Origin of the sequence: Streptomyces sp. NPDC000348, from assembly GCF_042898795.1 — a bacterium.
Taxonomy (GTDB): Bacteria; Actinomycetota; Actinomycetes; order Streptomycetales; family Streptomycetaceae; genus Streptomyces.
In genome coordinates this window covers 208,574-219,594 of record NZ_JBIAZD010000007.1, presented here as the reverse complement: position 1 = coordinate 219,594, position 11,021 = coordinate 208,574, and the positions used below count along the sequence as shown (strand labels likewise).

Genomic DNA, 11,021 nt, shown 5'->3' with positions numbered 1-11,021 from the left:
TGTACGGAGAACACTGCTGTGCGAAACCACGCTCTTTCCCCGGCCGGGCGGCGCATGCCGGTCTCCTGGACGGTGGCCCTCTCGCTCGACTTCGTCCTGACCTGCGTGAGCGCCGTGGTCCTGGCGGGCATCGGCCTGCTGATGCCCGCCTTCACCGAGGACCACGAGGACTCCACGACGCTGTGGACGGCCGGCTTCCTCACCGGAGCGTTGATCCTGCTCGGCTCCCTGGCCTCGGGTTTCCTCGTGCTGCGCGGCGGCGAGGACGGTGCGCGGCGGATCGGACTGCTGCTGTCACTGCTGCGCCTGGGCCTGATCGTCCTCACCGCGGTGGGGTACGTCGTGTACGGCGTGGTCGTCGTCGAATCGGCCTGAGTCCGTCGCCGTCGAACCCGGGCGGCCACCCGTGGCGCCCGCACGCATACGCGGACCGTCCGTCCGAGGCACTCGGTCCCAGCGGCTTCCCCGGCCGGCGCGGCATCGAGTTCTCGGCCCGGGGCCGAGCAAAGCGCGTAGCCGGTGAGGACCGTGTGCGAGAACCGCCGGGTGTGCCCGTGCGGTCAGGCGCGACCCCGAATACACGTCCCTGGGTACGCGAAAAAATATTCGCGTAAGTATTGACGTATTTTCTGAGTGGAGGAGACGCTGGAGGTGCCCTTTCTCCCGCTCCTTGGAAGGTGCGACGGTCATGAACTCGTTCCGCCCGCATGCCGCACCCGCCGAATCCTCTGCTGCTGCCGCACCCGGCCGCTCCCGCTTTCGTTCCCGGTTCCCGGTGGCCGCGGTGCTGGCCGACCGCCTCGACGACGCCTCCGTGGCCGATGCCGCGGTCCGGCTTGCCGCCGCGCGGGGTGGCGGGCTGCTCCTGATCGCGGTGATGCCGCCGCTGCCGCCGCGGGCGGTCCCGCCCCGCCCGGACGGTGCTGCGGTCCGCGCCGTGGTGGGGCGGGCGCTGCCGCGGTCGGCCCGCGCCGGCATCGCCTGCCGGCCGGCCGTTTATCACCGTCCCGCCGGGCGCGTGGGACGGCTGGGGGCGGCGAAGGGTCTGCTGGATGTGGCTGCCGCCCACGGCTGCTCGGTGCTGGTCGTCTCGCGCAGCGGGCCTGCGGAGCTGGATGCGTGCACGGTGATGAACGCGGCCGCGATCCGCGGCGGCCCGCTCGTCCAGGCGGCCGCTCCGGTGCCGTGGGTGCCTCTGGTCGCGCCCCGCCCTCCCGCCTGACGGGGGTACCGGGGCGAGGGGCCGGCGCCGGCGGGTGCCTCTGCGTCTCGCGCCGGGACCAGCGGTCCGGCCGCGACCACGGCCGCTCGCGCGCTTCCGGTGAGCGCGTCTTCGCCAGGCCGAAGTCCTGGCGGGCCCCCCGCCGGGCGCGCTGCTCGGCCCGAGGCGCCGGCCGCACCGTCCAAGCCCTCCGCGCTCGGCCGGACGGGCTTCAGCCGGCCAGGGAGCCGCTGAAGATCTGCCAGGCCAGGAGTGACTTCGCCACGAGGCTGAGAACGAGGTAGGCCTTCTCACCGTATGCGTAGTCGGACCACCGGCCGACTCCGCGGTACTGGAGCCACTGGTTGAGACCGAAACTGAAGAAGAGGGCGGCCTGGACGAGAACGATCCCGTACACGAAGCCGGGGACGGTCTCGGCGGCGGCGATGTTGTACGCGATCGAGAACCACGGCGTCACGCCGACCAGCGTTCCGAACCAGAACGGGAGCATCGTGGTCGCCGCCCGCCCCGGCGGGTTCATCACCTCCTCGATCCAGCCGAAGAGGATCATCCCGATGTTGGCGCCGGCGACGGCGAGGACGGCGTTGACGCCGGTGATGCCTGCGTAGAAGCCGATGAGGAGCACCATCAGGGTCGCGCTCAGCGCGTACTCCAGCCACCGGAAACGGTTGACGCCGCGTCCCAGGTCGCGTTCGTAGGTACCGCGGCAGACCGTCGCCGTCAGCAGGTGGTCCAGTGCCGCGAGGGCGAGGAAGACGGCGACGGCCCAGCCGATCGGCACGTCGAACAGGGCTTCGGGAGCGGGCGCCTCCGTTCCCGGTGGCCCCTCGGGAACGGAGGCGGTGACGGTGATCGAGAAACTTCCGGCGAGGAGGACGATCGCCACGGCCTGGACCAGGTGCAGCAGCGCGAGCCCCAGGTTCCACGAGCGGAGCCCGGCGAGGCGTTCGGCGGTGACACCGGTGGCCACCGGTGTGCCGTCCTCTCTGTTCACGGTTCCTCCCGGGGGCAGGCGTCGCAGTACGTCTGCATGGTCGTACCGGTCCGGGCGGGAGTCACGGCAGTCACGCCGCCGCCCCACCGGAAGTCCCCCGGGTGGCGCCCCGGGAAAGGCCGCCGCCGGGCCCGGACCGTCCGGGAACCGGTCAGGCCGGCGTGCCGTTCCCGGTGGGACGCACGGGGCACAAGTGGCGGACCTCCACTCGGCATCCCATACTGGATCAGGTGTCACGAGGAGCAGGCCGCTCCATGAAGACCGCCTGTACCGTCTCCCGGCGGCGGAGATCGAAGTGCCCGCCCCCGTTCAAGGACCGCCCGGCCGACCCGCCGTCGACCCACAGCACACGTGACACCCACCCCGGCAGCACGAGGGCGACCGGTGAGAGGTCGGTCGCGCGTCCGGCCGGAGGACTCGTCGCGTGGTACGTCCGAGAAGCCGCTCCTCCGGAAGCCGGGCCCCATGTGACCGGGGTTCCCCCCACGAAGGGAGTTCCGATGATGAACCCGCTCAGCAGGAAGATCGCCACCGCCACCGCCGGTGCCTGCGTACTGTCCCTCGCCGTGACCGCTCCCGCCTCCGCCTCCGCCTCCGCGGAGGGTACGGCGCAGGAGGACGCCGAGGTGTCCGTCTTCCACGGCGTTCCGGGCCTCACCGTCGACGTGTACGCCAACGGGAACGAACTGGTCCCCGACTTCAAGCCCGGCACCGTGACCGAGCCGCAGTCCCTGGCCCCGGGCACCTACGACATCGAGGTCTTCGCCGACGGCGAGGGCCCCGACGGCGACCCCGCCATCCAGAAGAGCGTCGACGTCCCGGCCGGGGCGAACGCCACGATCGCGGCCCACCTCGACGCGCAGGGCGACCCCACGCTCACCGCGTTCGTCAACGACACCTCCGAGATCCCGGCCGGTCAGTCCCGGCTGACCGTCCGCCACGTGGCCGCGGCACCCGCCGTGGACGTCCGCGCGGGCGGCGACCCGGTCATCGAGGGCCTGACCAACCCGAACGAGAAGTCGCTCGAGGTGCCCGCCGGCACGGTGAGCGCCGATGTCGTCCTGGCCGGGACCGACACCGTGGCCATCGGCCCCGCCGACCTCGACCTCGCCGAGGGCACCAGCACCATCGTCTACGCCTGGGGCAGCGCCGCGGACAAGAACCTCGCGCTGAAGACACAGACGATCAGCGGCATGGACTCCGCGCCGAACGGCGTGAACGCCGGTGGAAGCGGTGCGATGGCGGCCGGCAACGGGGCCGCCACCGGCTGGCTCGCCTGGGGCACCGCGGGCGCCGTCGCCGTCGCCGGCCTGCTGGCCACCCGGCGCCGGCACAGCCGGAGCGGCTGACGGACGGGCGTGCGCTCCTCCACCGGGGACGGAGGGCCTCCGCGGCGGCCGTCGGGGCCGCCGCGGTCGCCGCCTCCCTGGCGGCGCTGCTGCTCTGGTCGCCGTGGCCGACCGGGGCCCCGGTGCCGTCGGACTTCGGCGACCGGCCGCGGGCCCAGGAGCCCGCGGCCGTCCCCTCGTCCGGGGTCCACGACAGCGGACCGGGCAAGGAGGACGCGTCCGGCCCCGTACCCGGGCCGACGGCGCTGCACGTCCCGCGGGTCTCCCTGGACGCCCGGGTCCAGGACGTCGGCGTCGAGGACGACGGCACGGTGGAGATCCCCGACGACGCGGGGCAGGCCGGCTGGTACCGCTACGGTCCCGCGCCGGGCGCCTTTGCCGGCTCCGCCGTCCTCATCGGCCATGTGGACGACCGCACCGGCGACCTGGGCGCCTTCGCCAAGCTGTACGGGGTCCGGAAGGGCGACGAGGTCACCGTCGCCCGCGAGGACGCGTCCCCCGTCCGGTACGAGGTGACGGCCCGCGAGGTGGTCGACAAGGACAGGCTCCCCGGCGAGGTGTTCCGGCGCCACGGACGGCCGGTCCTGACCCTGGTCACCTGCGCGCCCCCGTACGACCGCGAACGCGGCGGCTACCAGCGGAACCTGCTGGTGTACGCCGTTCCCGCCCAGGAGCGCGGCCGGTAGCGCTCCCTCACGCCGGACGAGGGCGACCTCGCCCGACGGCGGGCGCCCTCCCCGGCGATGGACGCACGAGCCGGATCGCCGCCGGGCCCCACCACGAGCCCCCCGCCTCCACGCGGCCGAAGCCTTGGCGGACCGGTTCGCCGGGGTGACCCGGTGGCGGGGCAGGGAAGGGGCGACGCTCCCACAGGGCACCGTCCTGACGCTTCGGCCGACGGGCGGGTGGTTACGAGGCGGCGTGCTCGGCGTCGTCGGCGGGGACGTCCTCGCGGTGCAGGAAGGTGGCGAGCAGGTCGCCGACGGGGTGGTCGGCCTCGGCGGGGTGGCGCAGGGCGACGGTGGGATCGATGGTGTAGCGGTTGCGGCGCCCAACGCGGGTGCGCGTGAGGTACCCGGCGGTTTCGAGATCGCCGACGATGAGCTGTACGGCGCGTTCGGTGATGCCGATCGCGTCGGCGACGTCCCGCAGGCGGCTCTCGGGATCGCGGGCGAGGGTGATCAGGACGCGGGCGTGGTTGGTCAGGAACGTCCACTGGTCGCCGCGCGCGGCGGAAGACTGACTCATGGTCCTCATCATACGAAACCGACTTCGTATGACCAAGGCTGTTTCACGAAAGAAGATTGACGAAAAAGTTTTCGCGTAACTCTTGACGGGCATCGGGTGGTCGGGGACGCTGGACACATCCCCGCCGCGCGGCACCATTTCCCGCCGGTGGTGACCACCGGCCGGGAGGGACGCGTACAGCCCGGCCGAGGAGGTGAGCACCCATGTGAAACCGAGTCGGCGGCCCGGGCCCGGCTTCCCTCCGTAACCCGCCGGGGCCCGGGGACCGCCCCGCCTCCCGCCTCTTCCGGCCCTCTTCCAGGAAGTCGCCCAGCCATGAATGATCTGTCGTTCACCGTTCCGCTGTGGGTGTGGGCCGCGGTCACCCTCGTGATCGCCGTCATGCTCGCCGTCGACCTGATCGCCCACCGTGACAGCCATGTGATCGGCTTCAAGGAGGCCGCGCTCTGGAGCGGGGTCTGGATCGCCTTCGGCCTCGCGTTCGGCCTGGTACTGCTCGTCTGGCAGGGCGGAGAGGCCTCCTCCACCTACTACGCCGGCTACTTGATCGAAAAAGCCCTGTCCATCGACAACGTCTTCGTCTTCGCGCTGGTCTTCTCCTTCTTCGCCGTCCCCGACGCCTACCAGCACAAGGTCCTCTTCTGGGGCGTCCTCGGCGCCCTCGCCGCCCGGCTGGCGTTCATCTTCGTCGGCGCCGAACTGCTGCAACTGTTCTTCTGGACCGCCTACCTGTTCGGCGCGTTCCTGATCTGGACCGGCTACAGGATGGCCGTCTCCAAGGACGAGGAAGTCCACCCCGACCGCAACCCCGTGGTCCGCCTGGTCCAAAGGATCGTCCCCACCGACGCCCGCTTCCACGGCGACAGGTTCTTCACCAGGATCAACGGCCGGCGGGTGGCCACACTGCTGTTCGTGACCCTGGTCGCGGTGGAGGCCACCGACCTGATCTTCGCCGTCGACTCCGTCGCCGCGATCCTCGCCATCACCACCCACACCTTCATCGTGTGGACCGCCAACGCCTTCGCCGTCCTCGGCCTGCGCAGCCTGTACTTCTGCCTGGCCGGACTGCTGCGCCGCTTCGCCTACCTCCACTACGGCCTCGCGGTCCTGCTCGCCTTCGCCGGCGTCAAGCTCATCCTGTCCGAGACCCCCGTCGGCAAGCTGCCCATCCCCCTCACCCTCGGCGTCATCACCGCGACGATCACCGTCTCCATCCTCTGGTCCCTCCTCGCCACCCGGAACCAGAAGACCGGCACCGGCGGCGGCACCACGGCCGGCCGGGACGGCGTCGAGCCCGGCCCCGGAACCGGCTCCCGCGCCGCCTCCTCCGCCTCCTCGCACCGTGGGGAAGGACCCTCGTCATGATCACCCCGAGCCCCGGCCGCTCCCCGCACCGCCGGTCCGCCCGCGCCGTTCACCCCGCGGCTTCCGGGACTCGAGGTCACCGACCATCGGACGACGCGCGGGAGAGCGTGACCGCGGACGTCGACCGACCGCGGTCCGACCGGGCTGCCGGTGGCGGGAGTTCCGGCCGGTTGTCCGCGGCATGCGTGGGGTCAGAGGCCGGCCAGGGTGAGGAGCCGGTGCATGTGCCCGGGCGGCAGGCCGGGGTGGGCGGCCGCGGCGGCCGCGACCCGTTCCGACGGGTCGGCCAGCAGACGCGTCAACTCGCGGACCGGGAGCCGGGGATGGGCCGCGACCGCCTGGCGCACCGTGGGGTCGGGATCGGCGGCCAGGCGGCGGACGAGTTCCGCCGGCAGGTCGGGGTCGCGCGGGGCCAGTTGTCGCATCCTGGGGTCGGGGTCGGTGGCCAGGCGGCGGAGGACGTCCGCCGGGAGGGGGAGGTCGTCGGCCGGACGCCAGCGGGTCTTCTTCGCCGGGCGGTGGGTGCGGTCGATGCGTTCGGCGGTGGCCGCGTCGATCCGGTCCCGGGCGTGCAGCGCCATCGCCGTACGGACGCCGCTGTCCTCGTCGTCGAGCAGCCGGGCCACGACCGGTGCGGGGAGGTCGTCGGACCGCGCGGCCGAGGCGCGGAAGCAGGCGTAGGGGGAGTCCACGTGCGGCAGGGGGTCGGCGGTCACCCACGGCAGGCGCAGGGTCCGCAGCTGCGACCGCGCCATCTCGCTCATGATCCGGTGCTCGAGCGCGTCGTCGTCCAGGTCGGCCTGCGGATCGGTGAGCCGGTCCCACGGGGGCACGTCGGCCAGGAGCCGTGCGTGGATCGCGGCGCGGATCGGCTCGGGGGTGTCCCGGCGGGCGAAGACACGGAGCCCGACCTGCGGGCAGGGATCCTCGGCGAGGACGTCACGCAGCGGCGGTGGGAGGTCGGGGTGCCCGGCGAGCTCCTCCCGCACCGTCTGGTCCGGGTCGTCGGCCAGCCGGCGGGCCGTGCCGGTGCCGAGGGTGCAGTGGCGCACCGCCCCGGCGCGCGTGACGGGGTCGGCCAGCAGCGCCGGGAGCAGGTCGGCGGGCGGGACGGGGTGGGGAAGGTTCCGGTAGTAGGTGGCGCAGGCCGCCGCGCGCACCGTGTCCTCGGGGTCGGTCAGCAGCGGTCGGCGTACCGCTTCGGGGGCCCGCGTCCACCACTGGGCGAGCGTCGCCCGGACCCCGGGTTCCGGGTCGGTGGCCAGCCGGGCGCGCAGGTCCGCCGGCACGTGCTTGTTCCGCGCCAGGTACTCGCGCACCTTCGGGTCGGCATCGCGGAGCAGCCGCTCGAACAGCTCGCGCGGTGCGCCGCCGTCCGCGCCGACCACCACGGCCGCGCGGATCGCCGGATCCGGGTGTCCGGCGAGCGTCATCCGGAAGGCGTCCGGCAGCCGGCGGTTGAGCGCGAGCGCGTGCGTGAGCCAGTGCTCGTCCAGGGCGACGATCTCGGCGATCATGCCGTCGGTCAGATCCGGGCGCCCTGCGACGTTGCCGCGGCCCCTGCGGTGGGCGAAGAGACGGCGGACGAAGTCGGGCGGCAGCGCGGGGTTCTCCGCGAGTCCCTCCACCACCTTGTCGAGGTGGACCGGCGGCGGTGCGGTGTCCGACACGGTGCATGACCCTTCTGGTCCGGCTCGGCGAGTCGACCGCCGAGTCTGCCATGGACATCCCCGGTTCGAGGGGCCGGGCGTCCGGCAGGGGCCGTATCACTCCGGCTCCGCTCACCGCAGCCGCCTCGTCGACGGCGTCGACGAGGCGGCGCTGTCCTGGGCGGAGTTGCCGGCGGAGGGAAGGGGCACACCGCCGTTCGAGCCGATCGCCGCATGGGGAGGACCGCGGCCGGGACCGCACCCCTGGTGGTCGTGGAGCCCGCGGTGGGAGGCGGCGGCCGGCTGTCCGCAGCCCGTGGCCGGGCGAGATCCTCGAGAACCTCGTGCCGCACCTGCGCGCAGGCCTCTTCCCGGCCGCCGGCATCCGGTCTCCGGCCTCTCCGGTGACCGTCCCGCACCTCTCGGACGGTGCCGGACAGCGGGTGCCTCTCGCACTCGGCGTCCACCGCGTGACCCTGTTCGAACGGCACGCCGGCCCGAGGAACGAGTCCCCTGAGCGCCAACCGCCCGGAGGCCGCCGCGGTGCGCGGCGGATAGACTGCGATCGGGGCGCGGGACACGGAGCGTAACGTCGTGGACGACCGGCCACGCGGACCGCGGACCGACCCGGCGTACCCGCGCGTGGTCGACCAGGCGGCTGGTGAGCACATGAGTGCAGACGAGTCGAGGGGGCGGAGCCCCGGCGTTCCGGACTCCTCGCATGCCCTGGACTCCCCCGAGGCACCGGACGTCCCCGTGGGCGGCAGGCCGTTGGCCTGCGGCCGGACCGGTGCGGCGCTCCGGCGGGCGCGGGACGAGATCCGGATCGGCTCCTGGGAGTGGGACATCCCCGACGGCCGTCTGTTCTGCGACGATGCGGCGCTGCGGGTGTTCGGTCTGTCGCGGGCCCGCTTCGACGGGCGGTTCGAGACCTGGCGGTCCCTGATCCACCCGCAGGACCTGCCCTGGGTGCTGGCGGAGATCGAGAAGGCCGCCCGGTCCGGACAGGTGCACAGCGTGGAGTACCGGTTGCGCCGCCCGGACGGCTCCGTGGGCTGGGCGCACGCCCGGGGCAGGACGGTGCTCGACGAGGCCGGTCAGCCGGTGTACATGGTCGGCACCGTGTGGGACAGCACCCGTTCCCGGATCGGCCGGGACACCGTCGGCCGTGGCCTGCGGTACATGAGCGACGGGTTCTTCGCCGTGGACCGCGACTGGCGGATCGTCTTCGTCAACCTCGAGGCGGAGCGGCTGCTGGGCTCGTCCCGGCAGGTACTGTGCCGGGTGCTGTGGGACGTCCTGCCGGAACCGGTACGGCAGGCCCTGCGGACCCACTTCCGCAGGGCCGTCGCCGCCGGCGCGCCGACCGGCTTCGACCTGGGCTGGCCGGGCACCGGGCGCTGGTTCCACCTGCGGCTGGTGCCGATGCCCGAAGCGCTGGCCGTCTACCTCACCGACATCACCGACAAGAGGCTGCGCGAGCGGGAGCGGGCGGCGGCCGAGCGGGCGGCGGCCGAGCGGGCCGCCCTGATGGGGGAGCTGACCGGGGCTCTCGCCGAGGCCGCCACCCTGCGCGAGGTGGTGGACGCCGTCGCGGTCCGGGTGCTGCCCCCGTTCGGTGCGGCCGGGCTGTTCGTGCACACCGTGGCGGGCGGCCGGGTGCGCCTGGTCGGGAACGTCGGCTACCCGCCGGACCTGGCCGGGCGGATGCCGGCCGGGCGGGTCCCCCCGGGTTCCCCCCTCGCGGAGGTGCTGCGCGGCCGCAGGCCGCGGTTCCTGTCGTCGGCGGACGAGTTCGCCGCGTACTACCCCTGGCTGGCCGGCCTGCCGGCCACCGGTCACCGGGCCTGGGCGCTGCTGCCGGTGGCCGTGTCGGGGCAGGAGACGGGGTGCTGCGTCATCGCCTTCGCCGAGCCCCGCCGGTTCTCCGGCGAGGAACGCACCCTGCTCACCGCGGTCAGCGGGCTGGTCGCCCAGGCCCTCGGGCGGGGCCGGATGTTCGACGCCGAGCGGAACCGCAGCCGGGCGCTGCAGCGGGCGCTGCTGCCGTCGGAGCTGCCCGGCCTGTCCACCGTCACCGCCGCCGTCCGGTACCTGCCGGCCGGCAGGGACATGGAGGTGGGCGGCGACTGGTACGACATCATCCCGCTGCCGTCGGAACGGATCGCGCTGGTGATCGGCGACGTGATGGGCCACGGACTCACCGAGGCCGCCACCATGGGCCGGCTGCGGACCGCGGTGCACACCCTCACCGACCTGGAGATGCCGCCCGACGAACTGCTCACCCGCCTCAACGACATCGTCGGCGGCCTCGGCGACGACTTCTACGCCACCTGCCTGTACGCCGTCTACGACGCCACCACCCGGGTCTGCTCACTGGCCCGGGCCGGCCATCCGCCGCCGGCCGTGGTGGCGCCGGACGGCTCGGTGCGCTTCCTCGACGTCCGGGCCGACCCGCCGCTGGGCGCCGCCACCTACCCGTACGAGCTGAGCGAGACCGAACTGCCGGACGGCAGCCTGCTGGTCCTTTACACCGACGGTCTGGTCGAGTCGGCCGGCCAGGACGTCGACACCGGCATGGCCCGGCTGGCCGGCGCACTGGCGGCCGCGCTGCCGCGGCACGGTCCGCCCGGCGCCGAGCAGTTGCAGCGCCTGTGCGACACGGTCACCGGGACACTGCTGCCGCCGGAGCGGCGGACCCCTGACGACGCGGCCCTGCTGATCGCCCTGCCCCGCGGCCTGGACGCCGGCTCGGTCGCCTCCTGGCCGCTGCCGGACGACCCCACGGCGGCCGGTCTGGCGCGCCGGCTGGTCCGGCGCGAACTCGACGCCTGGCGGCTGGAGGAGCTGGAGACGACCACCGAGCTGCTGGTCAGCGAACTCGTCGGCAATGTCGTCCGGCACGCCGCCGGCCCGGTGCGCCTGCGCCTGCTGCGCACCACCGCCACTCTGATCTGCGAGGTCTCCGACGGCAGCGCCACCTCACCCCGTATCCGCCGGGCCCGCCCGACCGACGAGGGCGGCCGCGGCCTCCAGCTGATCGCCGCCCTGTCCCACCGCTGGGGCACCCGTTTCACCCCGGCCGGCAAACTCATCTGGACCGAACAGTCGCTTCCCGCCGCCGACTTGGGACGACCGTATCCGAGCACGGCAGCGTGAGCGTGCGCCCCCGGCAGGGTCCCGGCCACCGCCGA

Annotated in this window: 9 protein-coding genes; 6 read left to right on the top strand and 3 right to left on the bottom strand. The window is 73.7% G+C overall.

Features of this window, described 5'->3' with window-relative positions; genetic code table 11:
• Positions 1-18 precede the first annotated feature (18 nt).
• Positions 19-375 (top strand): hypothetical protein, encoded by a 357-nt coding sequence (locus ACFY3N_RS16550; RefSeq protein ID WP_390817383.1) that lies wholly within the window; start codon positions 19-21, stop codon positions 373-375.
• A 400-nt stretch (positions 376-775) separates the two neighbouring features.
• The gene (locus ACFY3N_RS16545; RefSeq protein WP_390817382.1) at positions 776-1,222 is read left to right on the top strand and encodes a universal stress protein; all 447 of its coding nucleotides are present in this window, start codon (positions 776-778) and stop codon (positions 1,220-1,222) included.
• Positions 1,223-1,433: 211 nt separating this feature from the next.
• Here the strand turns inward: ACFY3N_RS16545 and heR are convergent, their stop codons facing one another.
• Positions 1,434-2,216 carry a heliorhodopsin HeR gene (gene heR, locus ACFY3N_RS16540; RefSeq protein ID WP_390817381.1) on the bottom strand — a complete coding sequence of 261 codons (783 nt, stop codon included), beginning with the start codon at positions 2,214-2,216 and terminating at the stop codon, positions 1,434-1,436.
• A 500-nt stretch (positions 2,217-2,716) separates the two neighbouring features.
• On the opposite strand from heR, the gene ACFY3N_RS16535 reads away from it, so the two are divergent.
• On the top strand, positions 2,717-3,565 hold the full coding sequence (locus ACFY3N_RS16535; protein ID WP_390817380.1) for a DUF4397 domain-containing protein: 849 nt from the start codon (positions 2,717-2,719) through the stop codon (positions 3,563-3,565).
• 122 nt (positions 3,566-3,687) lie between these two features.
• On the top strand, positions 3,688-4,251 hold the full coding sequence (locus tag ACFY3N_RS16530) for a class F sortase (protein ID WP_390817379.1): 564 nt from the start codon (positions 3,688-3,690) through the stop codon (positions 4,249-4,251).
• A gap of 223 nt (positions 4,252-4,474) precedes the next feature.
• On the opposite strand, the gene ACFY3N_RS16525 is transcribed toward ACFY3N_RS16530, so the two are convergent.
• Positions 4,475-4,813 carry a helix-turn-helix transcriptional regulator gene (locus tag ACFY3N_RS16525; protein ID WP_390817378.1) on the bottom strand — a complete coding sequence of 113 codons (339 nt, stop codon included), beginning with the start codon at positions 4,811-4,813 and terminating at the stop codon, positions 4,475-4,477.
• Positions 4,814-5,128: 315 nt separating this feature from the next.
• On the opposite strand from ACFY3N_RS16525, the gene ACFY3N_RS16520 reads away from it, so the two are divergent.
• Complete coding sequence (locus ACFY3N_RS16520) at positions 5,129-6,178, top strand: TerC family protein (protein WP_390817377.1); 1,050 nt, start codon at positions 5,129-5,131, stop codon at positions 6,176-6,178.
• A 191-nt stretch (positions 6,179-6,369) separates the two neighbouring features.
• Here ACFY3N_RS16520 and ACFY3N_RS16515 read toward each other — a convergent pair whose 3' ends face one another.
• On the bottom strand, positions 6,370-7,848 hold the full coding sequence (locus tag ACFY3N_RS16515) for a hypothetical protein (protein WP_390817376.1): 1,479 nt from the start codon (positions 7,846-7,848) through the stop codon (positions 6,370-6,372).
• A gap of 648 nt (positions 7,849-8,496) precedes the next feature.
• Here ACFY3N_RS16515 and ACFY3N_RS16510 point away from each other — a divergent pair.
• Positions 8,497-10,986 carry a SpoIIE family protein phosphatase gene (locus ACFY3N_RS16510; protein ID WP_390817375.1) on the top strand — a complete coding sequence of 830 codons (2,490 nt, stop codon included), beginning with the start codon at positions 8,497-8,499 and terminating at the stop codon, positions 10,984-10,986.
• Positions 10,987-11,021: the final 35 nt, after the last annotated feature.

Coding starts and splice junctions, on each gene's coding strand:
- ACFY3N_RS16535 (WP_390817380.1), top strand. CDS start 2,717: ATGATGAACCCGCTCAGCAGGAAGATCGCCACCGCCACCGCCGGTGCC.
- ACFY3N_RS16520 (WP_390817377.1), top strand. CDS start 5,129: ATGAATGATCTGTCGTTCACCGTTCCGCTGTGGGTGTGGGCCGCGGTC.
- ACFY3N_RS16510 (WP_390817375.1), top strand. CDS start 8,497: ATGAGTGCAGACGAGTCGAGGGGGCGGAGCCCCGGCGTTCCGGACTCC.
- ACFY3N_RS16525 (WP_390817378.1), bottom strand. CDS start 4,813: ATGAGTCAGTCTTCCGCCGCGCGCGGCGACCAGTGGACGTTCCTGACC.